The 17,585-nt window shown below is 51.8% G+C and carries 15 protein-coding genes; 9 read left to right on the top strand and 6 right to left on the bottom strand.

The window, feature by feature from the left end; translation table 11 throughout:
* The first annotated feature begins 106 nt into the window (after positions 1 to 106).
* The 5 genes from B2952_RS09410 to B2952_RS09390 all read left to right on the top strand — a co-directional run bounded on the left by B2952_RS09410 (position 107) and on the right by B2952_RS09390 (position 6,044).
* The gene (locus tag B2952_RS09410; protein ID WP_290734904.1) at positions 107 to 1,864 is read left to right on the top strand and encodes an adenylyl-sulfate reductase subunit alpha; all 1,758 of its coding nucleotides are present in this window, start codon (positions 107 to 109) and stop codon (positions 1,862 to 1,864) included.
* On the top strand, positions 1,848 to 2,174 hold the full coding sequence (locus tag B2952_RS09405; protein WP_290734902.1) for a 4Fe-4S dicluster domain-containing protein: 327 nt from the start codon (positions 1,848 to 1,850) through the stop codon (positions 2,172 to 2,174). Before B2952_RS09410 ends, B2952_RS09405 begins: the two co-directional genes overlap by 17 nt.
* Positions 2,175 to 2,232: 58 nt before the next feature.
* A complete protein-coding gene (cysD, locus tag B2952_RS09400) occupies positions 2,233 to 3,132 on the top strand; it encodes a sulfate adenylyltransferase subunit CysD (protein ID WP_290734900.1) in 900 nt (299 codons plus the stop codon).
* Positions 3,132 to 4,817, top strand: a complete 1,686-nt coding sequence (locus B2952_RS09395) for a sulfate adenylyltransferase subunit 1 (protein ID WP_290734898.1) — start codon at positions 3,132 to 3,134, stop codon at positions 4,815 to 4,817. Before cysD ends, B2952_RS09395 begins: the two co-directional genes overlap by 1 nt.
* 147 nt (positions 4,818 to 4,964) lie before the next feature.
* Positions 4,965 to 6,044 (top strand): hypothetical protein, encoded by a 1,080-nt coding sequence (locus B2952_RS09390; protein WP_290734896.1) that lies wholly within the window; start codon positions 4,965 to 4,967, stop codon positions 6,042 to 6,044.
* A gap of 51 nt (positions 6,045 to 6,095) precedes the next feature.
* Here the strand turns inward: B2952_RS09390 and B2952_RS09385 are convergent, their stop codons facing one another.
* Entirely contained in the window at positions 6,096 to 7,001 is a 906-nt protein-coding gene (locus B2952_RS09385) for a LysR family transcriptional regulator (RefSeq protein WP_072977627.1), read from the bottom strand.
* A gap of 157 nt (positions 7,002 to 7,158) precedes the next feature.
* Between B2952_RS09385 and metE the strand changes: the two genes are divergently transcribed.
* Entirely contained in the window at positions 7,159 to 9,426 is a 2,268-nt protein-coding gene (gene metE / locus B2952_RS09380; RefSeq protein WP_290734892.1) for a 5-methyltetrahydropteroyltriglutamate--homocysteine S-methyltransferase, read from the top strand.
* 63 nt (positions 9,427 to 9,489) lie between these two features.
* Here the strand turns inward: metE and B2952_RS09375 are convergent, their stop codons facing one another.
* Positions 9,490 to 10,914, bottom strand: coding sequence for a PLP-dependent aminotransferase family protein (locus B2952_RS09375; RefSeq protein WP_290734890.1), 1,425 nt, complete (start codon positions 10,912 to 10,914; stop codon positions 9,490 to 9,492).
* Positions 10,915 to 11,053: 139 nt separating this feature from the next.
* On the opposite strand from B2952_RS09375, the gene pdxS reads away from it, so the two are divergent.
* Together pdxS and pdxT are read left to right on the top strand one after the other, a co-directional pair.
* A complete protein-coding gene (gene pdxS, locus B2952_RS09370; RefSeq protein WP_072810136.1) occupies positions 11,054 to 11,932 on the top strand; it encodes a pyridoxal 5'-phosphate synthase lyase subunit PdxS in 879 nt (292 codons plus the stop codon).
* Positions 11,932 to 12,534, top strand: coding sequence for a pyridoxal 5'-phosphate synthase glutaminase subunit PdxT (gene pdxT, locus B2952_RS09365; RefSeq protein WP_290734887.1), 603 nt, complete (start codon positions 11,932 to 11,934; stop codon positions 12,532 to 12,534). The genes pdxS and pdxT overlap by 1 nt, the downstream gene beginning before the upstream one ends.
* Here pdxT and bioB read toward each other — a convergent pair.
* The 4 genes from bioB to B2952_RS09345 are packed head-to-tail and all read right to left on the bottom strand — an operon-like array spanning position 12,523 to position 16,235.
* Complete coding sequence (gene bioB, locus B2952_RS09360; RefSeq protein WP_290734885.1) at positions 12,523 to 13,473, bottom strand: biotin synthase BioB; 951 nt, start codon at positions 13,471 to 13,473, stop codon at positions 12,523 to 12,525. The two genes, pdxT and bioB, sit on opposite strands and share 12 nt — an antisense overlap.
* Before the next feature lie 3 nt (positions 13,474 to 13,476).
* Positions 13,477 to 14,649, bottom strand: a complete 1,173-nt coding sequence (locus B2952_RS09355) for a MalY/PatB family protein (protein ID WP_290734883.1) — start codon at positions 14,647 to 14,649, stop codon at positions 13,477 to 13,479.
* A gap of 14 nt (positions 14,650 to 14,663) precedes the next feature.
* Positions 14,664 to 15,671 (bottom strand): DsrE/DsrF/DrsH-like family protein, encoded by a 1,008-nt coding sequence (locus tag B2952_RS09350; protein ID WP_290734881.1) that lies wholly within the window; start codon positions 15,669 to 15,671, stop codon positions 14,664 to 14,666.
* 24 nt (positions 15,672 to 15,695) lie between these two features.
* Positions 15,696 to 16,235: a DUF6803 family protein gene (locus B2952_RS09345; RefSeq protein ID WP_290734879.1), complete on the bottom strand. Its 540-nt coding sequence runs from the start codon at positions 16,233 to 16,235 to the stop codon at positions 15,696 to 15,698.
* Positions 16,236 to 16,480: 245 nt separating this feature from the next.
* Between B2952_RS09345 and B2952_RS09340 the strand changes: the two genes are divergently transcribed.
* Positions 16,481 to 17,530, top strand: a complete 1,050-nt coding sequence (locus tag B2952_RS09340; protein WP_290734877.1) for a sulfate ABC transporter substrate-binding protein — start codon at positions 16,481 to 16,483, stop codon at positions 17,528 to 17,530.
* The last annotated feature ends 55 nt before the right edge of the window (positions 17,531 to 17,585 follow it).

Below are 17,585 nucleotides of genomic sequence, written 5' to 3'. Positions count from 1 at the left end.
GCTTTTCTTATAGAAAAATTCGATAACTCCGCATAAAAACATTGTATTGGACGGGGTGAAAATCGCGTTCTATATTTGGCAGCACCAAAAGTTGTACGGAGATGCTGTGAAGATAGAACGGCTTAAAACGGATTTGTTGATTATAGGCGGCGGGACGGCCGGCTGTTATGCGGCTATTACTGCCGCGTCAAATGCCGCGGGAAAAAATGCCGCGGAAAATAGAGACGCTGGCCTCAAAATTCTAGTTGTCGAGAAGGCGAATATCAAGCGGAGCGGCTGCCTCGCGGCGGGCGTGAACGCGCTGAATGCCTACATTACCGAGGGTCGCACGCCTAGGGATTATGTGGAATACGCGAAGAAGGATGCCGACGGAATCGTGCGCGAGGATTTGCTCTATTCCATCTCCGAGAAGTTCAACGAGGTCACGGCGCACTTGGAAAAACTCGGGCTTGTCATCTTGAAGGACAAGGACGGCAAGTATGTGACCCGCGGGAACCGCAACATCAAAATCAACGGCGAGAACATTAAGCCGATTTTGGCTGCGGCAGTCGCGAAGGCTCCGAACGTTCAGGTGCTGAACCACGTGAACATTTTCGATTTTTCTGTTCACGATAACAGAATTGACGGCGCGTTCGGTTTCGGGATAGAGAACGATACTTTTTACGCCATCGAGGCGGGTGCGGTGATTATCGCGACGGGCGGTGCCGCCGGACTTTACCGCCCGAACAATCCGGGATTTTCGCGGCACAAGATGTGGTACCCGCCGTTCAATACGGGTGCGGGCTATGCGATGGGCATCCGTCATGGCGCCGAGATGACCACGTTCGAAATGCGGTTCATAGCGCTCCGTTGCAAGGACACGATTGCCCCGACGGGCACGCTCGCACAGGGAGTGGGTGCGAAGCAGGTGAATGCGCTTGGAGAAGTTTACGAGACCAAGTACGGGATTTCTACCTCCGAACGCGTTTACGGGACGGTGGCCGAAAATCTGGAAGGCCGCGGGCCGTGCTACCTGCGCACCGTCGGGATTACGCCCGAGCAGGAAGAATCGCTTTTGAAGGCTTACCTGAACATGGCTCCATCGCAGACGATTCGCTGGATTGAAAACGACACGCCGTCGAAGGCGAATGTGGAAATCGAAGGTACGGAACCCTACATCGTGGGCGGCCACACCGCAAGCGGTTACTGGGTGGATACCAAGCGCGCGACGACTATTGAAGGTCTCTATGCCGCGGGCGATGTTGCCGGTGGCGCTCCGCAAAAGTACGTGACGGGCGCGCTTGCCGAAGGCGAGATTGCGGCGAAAAGCGCGGCGGAATATATAGAGAGTTTGTCGGCCCTTCGGCAAGCTCAGGGAACTGACGCGCCGGGCGTGAACCCGCTGGGGAAAATTTTGGAAGAGGAGGTTGCAGAACATGTCGCAGAAATCGAGAAGTTCCTCAATAACAAGAACGGCGCGGACACCGCTGAAAGTCTTGAAGAAGCAATGCAGGCGGCTATGGACGCTTATGCAGGCGGCATCAAGACAGGCTATCGTTATAGCGAAAATCAACTAGCGGTTGCCCTCAGGGAAATAGAAAATATCGAGTCTCGTGTGAGTGGCCTGCATGCAGACGACTTGCAAGAAGTCATGTACATCTACGAACTCAAGGAGCGCTTGACGGTCTGCAAGAGCGTGATTGCGCACCTGGCTGCCCGCCACGAAACGCGTTGGCACAGCTTCGCCGAAAACACCGACTATCCCGAAAAAGACAACGAACGTTTCCGCAAGTACGTGAATTCCCGTTTCGAAAATGGACAAATTAAAATCATCTTGCGCGAACTCACCGCAGAAGGGCAAAGGAACTATGAGCATCATCATTGATCAAGGCAAGTGCATCGGATGCAGGCGCTGCCACGACGTTTGCCCCGGCACGTTAATCAAGATAAACGAGAAAAAGAAAGCGTTTATCAAGTACCCCAAGGACTGCTGGGGTTGCACATCGTGCATCAAGGAATGCCCTGTTCACGCCATCAGTTTCTTTCTCGGCGAAGACATCGGTGGCAAGGGCTGCAAGGTGCATACCGAAAAAGTCAAGGGCGAAAAGAACGATATCGTGCGGTGGTTTTTTGAACTGAACGACGGAAGCGTCAAGACTATCGATATCGACCCCAAGAAATCAAATAAGTATTAAAAGAATTCACAACAATCGTCATTCCGGGCTTGGCTCGGAATCTTAATGGAGATTTAATTTGAGCGAATTATCACACCTCGACGAGCTGGAAGCCGAAGCCATCTACATCATCCGCGAAGTCGCTGCAGAATGCGAAAAGCCGGTGATGTTGTATTCAATAGGCAAGGACAGTTCCGTCATGTTGCATTTGGCCATGAAGGCCTTCTACCCCGAAAAGCCGCCTTTTCCGTTCTTGCACGTGAACACCACGTGGAAGTTCCGCGAGATGATTGAGTTTCGCGACCGCACGGCGCAAAAGCTCGGCATCGAGATGATCGAGTACATCAACCAGGACGGCGTCAGTCGCGGCATTAACCCCTTTGATCACGGCTCTGCTTATACCGACATCATGAAGACGCAGGCCTTGAAACAGGCTTTGAACAAGTACGGCTTCACTGCGGCATTTGGTGGCGGCAGGCGCGACGAAGAAAAGTCTCGCGCGAAGGAACGCATCTTTTCGTTCCGCAATTCCGCGCACGCCTGGGACCCGAAAAACCAGCGCCCGGAAATGTGGAAGCTTTACAACACGAAAATAAACAAGGGCGAAAGCATCCGCGTGTTTCCGATTTCGAACTGGACCGAAAAGGACATCTGGCAATATATCAAGCGCGAAAAGATTGACATTGTCCCGCTGTACTTTGCGGCCCCGCGCCCGGTCGTGGTGCGCGATGGCAACATCATCATGGTGGACGATGACCGTTTTCCGCTGCGAGAAGGCGAAACGCCCGAAATCAAGTCGGTGCGTTTCCGCACGCTGGGCTGCTACCCGCTCACAGGTGGCATTGAATCGACCGCCACGACGCTTGACGAAATCATTGACGAAACCTTGAGCGCGGTATCTTCGGAACGCACTTCCCGCGTGATTGATAACGAAGCCGCGGGCAGCATGGAACGCCGCAAGAGGGAGGGTTATTTCTAATGAAAGGCTTGTTGAAATTTATTACATGCGGCAGCGTGGACGACGGAAAATCCACGCTCATCGGCCACATCCTTTATGATTCTAAGCTGCTTTACGCCGACCAGGAAAAGGCTCTGGAACTCGACAGCAAGGTGGGTAGCCGCAGCGGAAAAATCGACTATTCCCTTTTGCTGGACGGCTTGATGGCCGAACGCGAACAGGGCATTACCATCGATGTGGCGTATCGCTATTTCACGACGGATCGCCGCAGCTTTATTGTGGCTGACACCCCGGGGCACGAGGAATACACCCGCAACATGGCGGTGGGCGCCTCGTTTGCGGACCTCTCCGTGATTCTCGTGGATGCTTCGCAGGGCGTGCTGGTACAGACCCGCAGACATGCCCGCATCTGCAAGCTCATGGGCATCCGTTACTTTGTCTTTGCGGTCAACAAGATGGATCTTGTGGGCTACAGCCAGGAACGCTTCGGAGAAATTCTCGCGCAAATCAACGAACTTGCGGCTGAACTTTCGCTCCACAGCGTCTACGTGATTCCGCTTTCGGCTACCGAAGGCGACAACGTGACTGTGAAATCCAAGAATATCGCCTGGTACTCGGGCAAGGCTCTCTTGGATTATCTCGAAACCATTGATATAGACGACGCACAAACTGAAGCAGGTTTCTACCTGCCCGTGCAGCGCGTATGCCGCCCGGATCGCACTTTCCGCGGGTTCCAGGGGCAAATCGAAGCGGGCGCAATCCATGTGGGCGATACGCTTACGAGCCTTCCGAGCAACGAGAAGGCGACTGTCAAGGGAATCCTGCGCGGCGACAAGAATGTGGAAGAGGCTCACGCCGGTGAACCTGTCACCATCTCGCTTGACCGCGAAGTGGACGTTTCCAGAGGTTGCGTGCTGGCGAAAGACGTGGACATCGGCAGTTACAAGAAAATCAAGGCGTCGCTTTTGTGGATGGACGATGAACCGCTTTCGCTCGGCAAGGACTTCCTTGTGAAACTCGGAACGAAGACGATTCCTGGAATCATAAATAAAATTGATTATTCCGTCGATATTAATAACGGAAAACATATCAATTCCGATGCGCTTGAAAAGAACGGCATTGCCGTAGTCGAGATTGTGTTTGCTGAAGCCATTGTCGTGGACCTTTTCGAAAAGCACAAGACTTTGGGCGAACTGATTTTGATTGATCGCGTGACCCATGCGACATCGGCATGTGGTGTTGTGGAAGGCCTTTACGAAAGGCAGATTGCTGCAGGCGAAAAGGCCGAATTCGTGCAAGGCGAACGCCATGGTCGCGGAGAAATCTTCGAAGAGTTCTTCTACGATACGGCGACACTCTCTGTGGTGAAGCAACAGCCCGTAAGGCAGCACTACACCGTAGGTGACGAAATTCCGACAGTGGGGGAGAGCTACCGCTATCCCGATGATTTCGACATTATCATTTTGCGTGACAGCGTTGCCGTGAAGGTGCGCGATAGGCGCATTTCCGAAATCACGGAAGCAGATGCGTACCTTTACGACGGTTTCCCGGTCATTAACGGACGTGGCTTTGAAATCAAGGTCCACTCCGACGAGGATGTGTCTCGTTTGCTTCGCGAATACGCCGAAGCGGGTGAAATTGACCGTGAGGAATTCTTCAAGAAGTGGACAGTTTTTGACACGTACAGGAAGGTTGTGATAAAGTAAAATATAAGGTCCCCTAGCGGGGACCTTTTTTTATAGCAAAAACCGATAACTCCGCATAAAATTAAAGTATTGGACAATGCGAAAAACCCCTTCTATATTTGTGCGCACAAAAAAACAAAACAATAACCATAACCAAGGAGTTTAAGAATGAACCAGAATTTTGCAAAGTTCGCCGCCGCTGCGGTCATTACGACTTCCCTTTTTGCCTCCAACGTTTTCGCCCAGGAAGCCCCGAAGGCAGAAGCTGCCGCGCCCGAAAAAGCGAAAGAGGAACCCGCTTTCAAACTCACCGGAAACGTGCAGGCGCAGGCCATTAAGGCTGTTTACGATAACGATGCCGACAACACGCTCGACAATTCCTTCTTGCGTGCAAACATCGGCGGAAAGTACACTTCCGGCGATTTCGAGGCGGTAATCAACATTCGCATCTTCTCTCCGACCTTTGGCAACAAGGTCAAGGACGGTGACGGCAAGAACTTCAGCTTCGACAAGATCAGCGCCGATACCTACTACGCCAAGTACAAGTGGAATACTGATTTCGGCGATTTCAGTGCGCAATTCGGTCGCTTCCGTACGGACTGGACTGTTGCCGGTAACTTCGGTACCTACGTGGATGTGCACCTGAACAAGCGCGGCTTCCTTGCCCGCGATTACCAGCACGACGCTCTCGGCTTCGGCTTCGACAAGGGAATTTCTAGCTTCAGCCTGTTGCTCGGTACATACGACAACAAGTTCGATACCGGTTACCTCCGCGCCGAAGAAACGGTGAAACTCGGCGATGCGAAAATCAGCGCCGCCTACCGTGGAAACCTTCTCGACCCGATCCAGCATACGGCAGAAGTCTCGCACCGCATTGCTGGCCGAGCAAGCTACTATTTCGCGAAGAATCTAGGCCTCTACGGCGAAGTTGCCTACATCACCACGGGTGACGGCGAAAACCTCTCGGCTCCGAACGGAATCAAGTCTGAATACGCCCAGGGTACCGACTACGTTCCGTTCTTCGTGGGTGTGGAAATCCCGACTGCGGGCATCTTGAATAGCCTCTATGCGGAACTTGAATACGTTGGTGACCGCGATGAAATTCAGGACGGTGCCGATGAACTCGCGTGGACGGTGAGCCTCATCAAGAAATTCGGCAAGCACAGCAAAATTCAGTTGAGCGCCTACAGCGAAAAGGAACTCTCTGATGTTGCCATTGCTGCTCGCTTTACCGCAAGCATCCAGTAATTACATCTCCAAAAACCTGCCCCTGGCGTAACCCGCGCCGGGGGCCTTTTTTTATTTGCAATGCCTTAAAAGGGCTGCAATGTAGGCTTTGGCGTAGCGCGATGGCGTTACGCCTTTTCGCATCACGTAACCGATGGTCATTTTGTCGTGAACATCGAGGTGTCTCGCGATAATGTTTCGACCGTTGAGCTTGTGGCTGATGACGCCCGAGCAAATGGTGTAGCCATTCAAACCGATGAGCAGGTTGAAAAGCGTCGCGCGGTCGCGAACCTTGATATTGCGTGGACAGTCGAAATCAATGGCGGTTAGAGGTTCTTCGGCGAAGTAGAACGAATTGAAATCGCCTTGTTCGTAGGTCAGGTACGGGTACGGTTTCAAGTCCTCCAGCGTGATTTTTTCTTTTCGAGCGAGAGGGTTCCTGGACGACATAAACACGTGCAAAGGGGTCGCAAAGAGTGGCTCAAAGACCAAATTGTTCTTTTGAATGAGTTTTTTGATGACTTTTTCGTTCTTGTCGCTCAAATAAAGTACGCCAATTTCGCTTTTTAGCTTGGCAATATCGTCGATAATTTCGTTAGTTTGTGTCTCTCGGAGCGTGAAATCGTAGCTCGGACCACCGAATTTTCGGATGACATCGACGAATGCGTTGACGGCAAAAGAGTAATGCTGGCAGCTCACGGAGAAGATGGTGTTGCCGCCTTTGCCACCCTTGTAGCGGTCTTCCATGAGGGTTGCCTGTTCCAAGACTTGCCTTGCGTAAGAGAGGAACTCGTCGCCCTCGTTAGTAATCGTGACGCCTTTATTGGAGCGGTTAAAGATGGTAACGCCCATTTCTTCTTCGAGCTCGTGGATAGCTGCCGTAAGGCTCGGCTGCGATATGAATACCCGCTTCGATGCTTCGGTAATGTTGCGCGTGTCGGCGATGGCGATGGCGTATTTAAGTTGTTGTAAAGTCATAGACCTTTCTTATAGCCAGTTATCGGGTTTGCTTTTGTTTGTACCATAGTTTTAAGCTATGGTGAATGCGTAAAAAATAGTATTTTACCGATGGTGAAAAAGGAGATATATTTGGCGGCGTAATCGAAAAACAAACAAAAAAGGTAGGTAAAACACTATGAGCAATAAAAAAACATCTGTAATCGGTTTTCCGCGTATTGGTAAGGCCCGCGAACTCAAGTTTGCAAGCGAAAAATTCTTCAAGGGCGAAATCTCCGAAGCGGAGCTCCAGAACGTCGCCGCCGAAATCCGTCAGTACGGTTGGGCGAAGCAGAAAACCTCTGGTATCGACTTTATTCCTTCGAACGACTTTTCGTTCTATGACAACGTTCTCGATACCGCGTTCTTGTTCGGCATTGTTCCGGAACGTTACAAGAAACTCGAGCTTAGCGATCTCGAAAAGTATTTCGCCGCAGCTCACGGCTATCAGGGTGAAAAGGGCGATGTGAAGGCGCTCCCCATGAAGAAGTGGTTCAACACGAACTACCACTACATTGTTCCGGAAATCGATGACGCTTCTGAATTCAAGGTGAATGATTCCAAGCCGGTGCAGGAATATAACGAAGCGAAGGCTGCTGGAATTCAGACCGTGCCGACTTTGATTGGCTCCTACACGTTCCTCCGCTTGGCCCGCTACAATGGTCAAAAGAAGGCCAAGGATTTTGTAGCCTCTGCAGTCGCTGCTTACGCGAAGGTCGCCGAATTGCTCGCCGCTGCCGGTGCCGAATGGATCAGCTTCGCCGAACCCGCTTTGGTGTTCGACGTGACCGCCGAAGAAAAGGAACTTTTCAAGTCTATTTATGTGGAACTTATCAAGAAGGTGCGTGCCGCAGGCCTCAAGGTTGCCTTGCAAACTTACTTTGGCGATATCCGCGATGTGTATCAGGATGTGGTTGCCCTCGGTTTCGATGCCATCGGTCTTGATTTTGTGGAAGGCCTCAAGTCGCTGGAACTTGTCAAGTCCGGTTTCCCGAAGAACACGCTCTTGCTCGCCGGTATCGTGAACGGCAAGAACATCTGGCGTGCCGATTACTCGCAGAAGAATACTCTGCTCGCCGAAATCGTGAGTGCTGTCGGTGCCGAAAACGTGGTAGTCGGAACTTCTTGCTCGCTGTTGCATGTGCCGTATACGGTTGCTGCCGAACAGAAACTCCCCGCCGAAACGCTCCGTCACTTTGCCTTCGCCGAGGAAAAGCTTGTGGAACTTGCCGAGATCGCAAGCGGTGATGCTGCCGCTCTCGAAAAGAATAAGGCCTTGTTTGCAACCCCGCGTGTGCAGGCGAACGCCAAGGTGCAGGCAGAACTTGCCGCCCTCACCGCCGCAGACTTTGAACGCAAGCCGAGCCGCCTCGAACGCCGCGAAGTGCAGAAGGCTGAATTCAAGCTGCCCGCATTCCCCACGACTACCATCGGGTCTTTCCCGCAGACGGCCGAAGTCCGCGCAAACCGCGCCGCATTCCGCAAGGGCGAAATCTCCAAGGAACAGTACGTTGCATTCAACCGCAAGAAAATTGCCGAATGCATCAAGCTGCAAGAAGAAATCGGCCTCGATGTGATTGTGCACGGCGAATTCGAACGCAACGACATGGTGGAATATTTCGGTTCCAAAATTGACGGATTCGTGTTTACGCAGAATGCCTGGGTGCAGAGCTACGGCACCCGTTGCGTGAAGCCGCCTGTAGTCTGGGGCGACGTGAGCCGCAGCGCCCCGATTACGGTCGAATGGTCCGTATACGCCCAGAGCTGCACCAAGAAACCGGTGAAGGGCATGCTCACGGGCCCGGTGACGATTCTCAACTGGTCGTTCCCGCGCGAAGATGTTTCGCTGAAGGTGCAAGCGCAAGAAATCGGTTTTGCTATCCGCGACGAAGTCCTGGACCTCGAAAAGAATGGCATTCGCATTATCCAGATTGACGAAGCCGCCCTCCGCGAAAAGCTGCCGCTCCGCAAGAGCGACTGGCACAAGGAATACCTCGACTGGGCCATTCCGGCATTCCGCCTGGTGCATGCGAAGGTCAAGCCCGAAACGCAGATTCACACGCACATGTGTTATAGCGAATTCAACGACATCGTGCGCGACATCGACAACATGGATGCCGACGTGATCACCTTCGAAGCGAGCCGTTCCGACCTCAAGTTGCTTGACGCCCTGAACGAAGCCAAGTTCGAAACGCAGGTGGGGCCGGGCGTGTATGACATTCACTCTCCGCGCGTGCCCTCGGAACAGGAAATTGTGGATGCGCTCCACAAGATCATAGCGAAGGTCCCGCAGCAGAACGTGTGGGTGAACCCTGATTGCGGCCTCAAGACCCGCGGCGAAACCGAAACAACGGCAAGCCTCAAGAATCTCGTGGCGGCAGCAAAGAAATTGCGCAACGAAAAGTAAGTCGCTTTTGCATCTTGACTCGCAAAACACGTCCTCGACGTTATTAAACGCCGAGGGCGTTCTTTACTTACAGAGCAATGCGAAAGCCTGCACCGCCTTTTGCACATTCCTCTTATCCACCGAGGAATAGTTAATGACGAACTTGTGCACAGAGGGCTGCGCTTCGAAATAGTATTCCGAAAGGGCCTTGATGTTAACGCCTTTTTGGCGCAGCTGCCTGCAAAAATCGGAATCAGAACATTTTATCGACGCTTCCAAAATAAAGTGCAGACCGGCATCTTCTTCATAAATGCGAACAACGCTTGAAAGCCTGCTTTTTCTTATTGCCGACAGCAGTGCGTCGCGCTTGGCGCGGTAAAGGTTACGCATGCGGTTGATGTGAGTCTCGTAATACCCCAAGTCGATGAATTTAGCCATGACGTACTGGTCCAGATTCGATACGGAACAAGAGTAGAACGAAAGTTTCTGATGAAATTTTTCGACAAGATGCGGCGGGAGCACCATATAACTAAGCCTAATCGCAGATGTCATCGTTTTGGAGAATGTATTCAGGTAAATCACCTTCTCAGAAACATCGATGTTTTGCAACGCAGGAATAGGCTTTCCTGTCATGCGAAATTCGCTGTCATAATCATCTTCTACAATGTAGCGTCTCGGCGATTCAGTAGCCCAGCTGAGCAGGCGGTAACGCTCGCCAATGGGCATCACCTTTCCTGTCGGAAAATGATGGGCAGGGGAAATATGCATCACGTCAACGCCGAAATCTGCGACCGAGTCCACAAAGTTATCGTTCAGAATAGGGACGTGACGAACTTTGACACCGTATTGGCTATACAGCTTCGATATTTTGCTCCAACCAGGGTCTTCTACGCCATAGCACTTGTCAAATCCGAGCAATTGTACTAGCAAGCCATAAAGGTAATCAGTTCCGGCGCCAATGACAATCTGTTCGGGCGATACCTGGATATTTCTGAATTCGCGGAGCATGCGGGCTATGGCTCGGCGAAGTTCCAGCGAACCCATTCCCGGAGAAACTTGCAGCAAATCATTTTGCCTTTCGCAAAGGACCTCGCGAGTGATTTTTGCCCAAGTGGTAAAGGGGAACGCCTCGATATCGGAACCGTTACTTGCAAAGTCGGCAATGTATTTCGGGTTGATATGTTCTGACTCGTCGGTGAGTTCTGCGCGGAGCCTGCGGGTACGCGGCATCTTGCGTTTGCGTTGAGCACGAGGTTCCGCTGTTGCGTTGATGTCTGCAACAAAGAAGCCTTTTTTAGGGAGCGAGTAAATGTAGCCTTCGGCGAGGAGCAGGGCGTAAGCGTTTTCAACGGTCACGACGCTAATGCCGAGATTCTGCGCGAGGTTGCGTTTGGAAGGGAGCTGTTCTCCGGCAAGGACGTTTCCGCTTACGATATCTTTTTTGATGCATTGGTAAAGGTAATGGTAGAGGCTGTTAGCTCCCGCCTTGGACATATCGTAAGTGAACATGAAACTGACCTTATTGAATTTGTAAATCTGATATTTAACTGACCTTATAAAAATAGTAAAAAACTGAATATTGTGCAGGTCAAGCGAATGTTTTAAATTAAGCGCCGTAAACAAAACAATCACTTTCAAGGAGATTTATATGGCTGACCAGAACCGTTACGAACTCAATAAGAATCTTGCCCAGATGCTCAAAGGCGGTGTCATTATGGATGTGACAACCCCCGAACAGGCCAAAATCGCCGAAGCCGCAGGTGCCGCCGCCGTGATGGCCCTGGAACGCATTCCTGCCGACATCCGTGCCGCGGGCGGTGTATCGCGCATGAGCGACCCCAAGATGATCAAGGGCATTCAGGATGCAGTCTCTATCCCGGTCATGGCCAAATGCCGTATTGGCCACTTTGCCGAAGCGCAGATTTTGCAGGCTATCGAGATTGACTACATTGACGAAAGCGAAGTGCTTTCTCCTGCCGATGACATTTTTCACATCAACAAGCGCGAATTTGACGTTCCGTTCGTCTGCGGCGCGAAGGACTTGGGCGAAGCGCTGCGCCGTATCGAAGAAGGCGCGTCAATGATCCGTACCAAGGGCGAGCCGGGTACGGGCGACATCGTCCAGGCCGTACGACACATGCGCCTGATGAACCAGGAAATCGCACGCATTTCGAGTATGCGCGAAGACGAACTCTTTAACCGTGCCAAGGAACTCCAGGTGTCGTACGACCTGGTGCGCTTCGTTCACGACCACAAGAAACTCCCCGTGGTGAACTTCGCTGCCGGTGGTGTCGCCACCCCCGCCGATGCCGCCCTCATGATGCAACTCGGTGCCGAAGGCGTTTTCGTAGGCTCCGGAATTTTCAAGTCGGGTAACCCCGCCAAGCGTGCCGCCGCCATTGTGCAGGCAGTTACCAATTACACCGATGCAAAGCTTATCGCCAAGCTCTCTGAAGACTTGGGTGAAGCCATGGTCGGTATCAACGAACAGGAAATCGCACTGCTGATGGCCGAAAGGGGAAAGTAATGGGAATTAACAAACCGCAAATTGGCGTACTCGCGGTGCAGGGGGCGTTCATTGAACATGAACGCATCCTCAAATCGCTCGGCGCCGAAGCATTTGAAATCAGGCAGTTGCGCGACCTTGACCGCCATTTGGATGGCCTCGTACTTCCCGGTGGAGAAAGCACCGTGCAAGGAAAGCTGCTCCACGACTTAGGGCTTTTCGAGCCTCTTCGAAAAAAGATTGTCGAAGGCCTGCCTGTGCTTGCAACATGTGCCGGCGTAATCCTCCTTGCCGAAAAAATTGCAGGCGAAAACAAGGCGCATTTCGCGACACTCCCCGCCATTATTCGCAGGAATGCTTACGGAAGGCAGCTTGGCAGTTTCTTTACGGAAAACGAAGTCGCGCACGTCGGAAAGGTCCCGCAGACCTTTATTCGTGCGCCCTTCTTTGAATCGGTCGGCGAAGGCGTCGAAGTCCTTTCGCGTACAGCAAGTTCGAATACTGCAGATGCTCCCGAGCAAATCGTTGCCGTTCGCTACAAGAACCAGATTGCACTTTCGTTTCACCCGGAACTCAATAGCGACACGAGCATTCACCGGTATTTTTTGAAGCTAGTGGGATGATTCGCTTTCTACTTGCCAGGTGAAGCCTGCCGCCTCGATGGTGCGGAATGTTTCTTCGAGGCTTTGGCCGCCTTCGGTGAGGTAGCCCGAGGCAAAAATAGAATCAGCGATTTTGAAGAGTGTCTTTTCGTGCCCCTTGAAATACACCTCGCGGCCAGCGGCGCAGCGGATGTCCGACTTCGGGAGCATCAGGCGCGCAAGGCAAAGCACCTTGATGCAGTATTCGGGAGTGAGTGCCGAAATGTCGCGGGTAGCAAGGCGCGTGCCTTCTACCGGCAGCAAGAAATTGATGGGCACCGAATCCGGATTGATTTCAAACAGTTCGAAAAGCATATCGACGACATCTTCGGGCGTTTCGCCCATGCCGATGATGCCACCGGAACAAATTTCGAAACCGAGACCCTTCAGCATTTTCAGGTTGTCGATGCGTTCCTGGTAAGTGTGCGTCGTGCAGATGCTCGGGTAAAAACGACGGCTGCTGTTCAGGTTGTGGTTGATGCGGTTGAGGCCCGCTTCCTTAAGAATCAGCGCCTGTTTTTCGGTCAGGAACCCGATGGAGCAACAGATTTGCGTGTCGTTCTTTTTCATCTTGCGGATGCGTTCGGCAAGTTTTTCGATGTCATCGTCCGCAAAACGGATGCCGCTGAGCCCGATGCAGTGCCTCGCCAAATGCATTTCGTCGACGAGGTCGTTGTCGCCATAGAGTTTTTTATCCTCTACATAGCGGTACTTTTCAATCGGGGCTTCGGAATCCCGCGACTGGGCGCAATAGGCGCAGTTCTGCGTGCAATTTCCGCTGCGGACATTGGTGAGCAACTGGATGCTTACGCGATTTCCCTTGTATTTTGTACGCAATTGGTACGCCTGTTCAATCAAGTTCGGTAAGGAATCCGCGTTCGCATTCAGAATTTCAAGAGCGGTTTGTCGATTCAAAGACATAATTTATCCTAAATTTTCAGTTTCAAAGGATTTTACGCCCTGCTTAAGGCGATTTAACCCGTCAAGGCAAATGCTTCTGGGGCAGGCGATGTTCATTCTCAAAAAATGTTCTCCGCCAGAACCATAGGCATCGCCTCCGATAAGGAACAGGCCTGTTTTTCGCCTTAAATAGGCAGCGAAATTCCTTCCCGTTTCTTTTAGTGAAGAAATATCTAGCCACACGAGATAGGTGGCGTCGCCCTTCACGGCAGAAATCTCCGGAAGTTCTTTTGCTAAAAAGTTTTCGACGAGTTTACGGTTTTCAAAAACGTACTCACGCAGGCTATCAAGCCATTTTTCGCCTTGCTCAAAGGCGGCGACGGTAGCCACTGTCGCAAAAGAATTGGGCGCGCTGAACTTGTCTGCGTGCAGCGCATGTCGAACCTTTCTCCGCAAAGCAGGATTCGGTACATACACTGCCGATGTATGGAGCCCGGCCAAGTTGAAAGTCTTTGTCGGGGCGATGCAGGTTATGCTCACCTCACGGCAAGCCTCCGACACGGCGGCAAAAGGCGTATAGCGTGTTCCCGGTTTTGTGATATCGCAGTGGATTTCGTCTGCGATGACTGTCACGCTATATTTTTTTGCAAGTTCCCCAATTCTTGCCAGGTCCTCAGCGTTCCAAATTTTACTAATAGGATTATGGGGATTGCAAAGAATCATCAGGCTTGTTTGCGGGTCTGAGAACTTTTCTTCTAGGTCTACAAAATCAATGGAGTAGGTTTCGCCCTTGTACAGGAGAAGATTTTCCGCCACGCGAAGGCCAGCATCCTCTATGCAGTTATAGAAGTTGTTGTAAACAGGCGACTGTACGACGACCTTTTCGTTTGCGGCCGCCAGATGCTTGAGAATTGCCGAGATGGAATAGACGACACCCGTTGAAAAGAACAGGCCTTCCTGTTCCATTTTAAGGCCGTGCCGTCTTTCCCACCAGTCAATGTAGGCTTTATACCACGAATCGGGAATGTCCGTATAACCAAAGATGCCAAGTTCCATGCGATTTCGGAGAGCCTCCAGAATTTCGGGCGCAGTCCGGAAATCCATATCCGCCACCCACATGGGCAACTCGTTTTCGGCGACTTTCCATTTTATAGAATCGTCATTTCGACGGTCTATGACGGTGTCGAAATCATACATAATGCATGCTTCGCCTAAATAAAATAGGTCAAGTCGGATTTTTCAGTGGAACCGAGCATGGTCGCAACACCGCCAAGTTCCACGCCGTCAATCAACTCTTCGGCTGTGATTCCCATGAGTTCCATCGACATCTGGCAGGCGACAAACTTCACGCCCTTCTGCCTTGCGCTTTCAATCAGTTCTTCTAGCGAAGAAACGCCGTTCTGCTTCATGACCGCGCGAATCATCTTGGCGCCGATTCCGCCAAAGTTCATGCGCGAAAGTCCGAGTTTCTTGGAACCGCGGGGCATCATGAATCCAAACATTTTTCCGATGAGCGATTTCTTGACGCGCACCTTTTCGGGCCTGCGCAAAATGCTTACTCCCCAGAAGGTGAAGAACATGGTGACTGGGCGTCCCATGGCGGCAGCTCCGTTCGCCATAATGAAAGAGGCTATCGCCTTGTCCAAATCGCCGCTGAAAACGACAAATGTCTTGCCGTGCTCAAAATCTCTTTTTTCGAGAGATTGGGGCGCGTCGCGCTTTACGATGGTCGCGCAAATGACGCCATCTTTTTCGGTAAGCGATTTCAACTCGTTGCCGGTACGCTGGCACCAGACATCCACATCCGAGAAGAATGCTTTCTCGGTCGCTTCCACCTGGACTTCTTCACCGACGGATACACTTTTAACCGCTTCGTCCACCTTCACGATTGGGCCTGGGCACTTGAGGCCCTTAGCATCCACATAGTGAATTTTCGGGACGGCGTCAAGCCCGCCTTCTACATTGTACACGTCGTAATCGCGGTCGGCGAGGATTTCGGCGACCTCTTCGGAACGGTCTCCCGTAGAACAGAACACGTAAACGGGCTTGTCCTTCGGAATGCTGTCTATCTTCTTGGATAGTTCAAAGAACGGAACCTGCAGCGCACCATTTATAGGGCGTACTATGGATTCGCTGGGTTCGCGGACATCGAGCAGTGTCGAATTTTGAGCATCGACCGTGTAGAAATCTTTTGCAAGGAATTTTTTGACTTCGGACATTTTCTTTGTCGTGTATAAAAGTGTTTAGTGATGGTGGTGATGATGGTGGTCCATCTCTACCGCAGGGGCTGATACCGCAGGAACGGCCTTGTCGGGAGAGTAGCCGGCAATACCCGGATCCACCATGCCGAAAATCATGGCGATATGAGAGAATACGAGGAACGCCGCCAACAGCAGAATGCGGACAAGTGAACGTCGCGCTTCACTAGCCTTTCGCCACAATGCGCGCACGTTGAGCAAAGCAAGCAAAATCATGGGGACGGCGGCAATCACGTAGGAACCGATGGCAATGGCGTCGACCCAGGTGCGGAATTCGCCGTTAGATGCAAGCGGCACGACGATATTTGGAATAAAGTAAATAGCGATGATAGCAAAGGCGATGCCGCCCAAAATTCCGCAGACACGGTTTGTCTTTTTTACTAGGTTACTTCGTTTATCCGCAAAAGGCAAGAGCAGTTCCGTAATGGCGACCGTTTCGGCAAGCACTACCGGGATTGCCATAAAGTAGATCAGGTTCCACGGGGAATTTTGCATGAGCAAATCCATGTAGTGGGTAGAATACATATTGACCTCTTGGATTTTTGGGTGATGCTATAAAATACAAATTGCGGTTTCGTGGCTCAATATTTGGTGCTATACTATTTTCTTATACCTAATGATAGTGTGGGACTATTTGTGGTGCGATACTTATAAAAAAATCCGATAATACCGCATAAGAATTAAGTATTGGACAATGGCAAAAACGGGTTCTATATTTCGGCGCACAAAAAAACAACAAACAAAAAACAATAAACAAGCGAGGTACAAGAATGAATCAGAATTTTGTCAAGTCCGCCATTGCGGCAAGTCTCCTGATTGCGGGAACTATCGGTTTTAGCGCATGTTCTTCTTCTGACGAACAGAAGAGCGAAGCATCCGCCAAGAAGGTCGAAAAGCAGACGCTCACCAACGTGTCTTACGACCCGACCCGCGAACTCTATGCCAACTACAACGAAGTCTTCAAGAAGCACTGGAAAGAAAAGACCGGTGGCGAAGTGGAAATCACGCAGTCTCACGGCGGTTCCGGCAAGCAGGCCCTGGAAGTGGCCAACGGTCTCGAAGCCGACGTGGTGACGCTCGCCCTTGAATTCGACGTGAACGCCGTGCGCGACGCGGGCCTCATCGAAGACGGCTGGGTCAAGGAATTCCCGCTGAACAGCTCCCCGTACACATCCACCATCGTGTTCCTGGTCCGCAAGGGCAACCCGAAGAACCTGAAGGACTGGGGTGACCTCGTGAAGCCGGGCATTGGCATCATCACGCCGAACCCGAAAACTTCCGGTGGCGCACGCTGGAACTACCTTGCCGCCTGGGCATGGGCCGAAAAGCAGTACAATAACGACGAAGCCAAGGTCAAGGACTTCATCAAGAAACTGTTCCAGAACGTGCTCGTGCTCGCTTCCGGTGCACGCGGCTCTACCACCACCTTTATCGAAAACGGCCAGGGCGACGTGCTTCTCGCATGGGAAAACGAAGCCTTCCTCGCGCTCAAGGACTACCCGAACGACTATGAAATCGTAATCCCGAGCATCAGCATTCTGGCTGAACCTTCCGTTGCCATCGTGGACAAGGTGGTCGACAAGCGCGGCACCCGCGAACTTGCCACCGAGTATCTAAACTACCTCTACAGCGACGACGGCCAGCACATTGCCGCGAAGAACCATTACCGCCCCTCCAACAAGGCCATTCTCGACCAGTACAAGGAATTCGACCAGAACGTGAACTTGATTTCTATCGAGCACTTCGGCGGTTGGGACAAGGCGCAGGGAACGCACTTCTCCAACGGCGGCATCTTTGACCAGATTTACGAAAAGAAGTAAGCCAGGTTGTCATTCTGGAGCCTCGAAGAGGCGATAGAATCTAGAGCCAAATTGT

This window comes from Fibrobacter sp. UBA7003, assembly GCA_002449765.1.
Taxonomy (GTDB): domain Bacteria; phylum Fibrobacterota; class Fibrobacteria; order Fibrobacterales; family Fibrobacteraceae; genus Fibrobacter.
The sequence above is the reverse complement of the archived record's forward strand: the minus strand, read 5'-3'. Positions and strand labels throughout refer to the sequence as shown.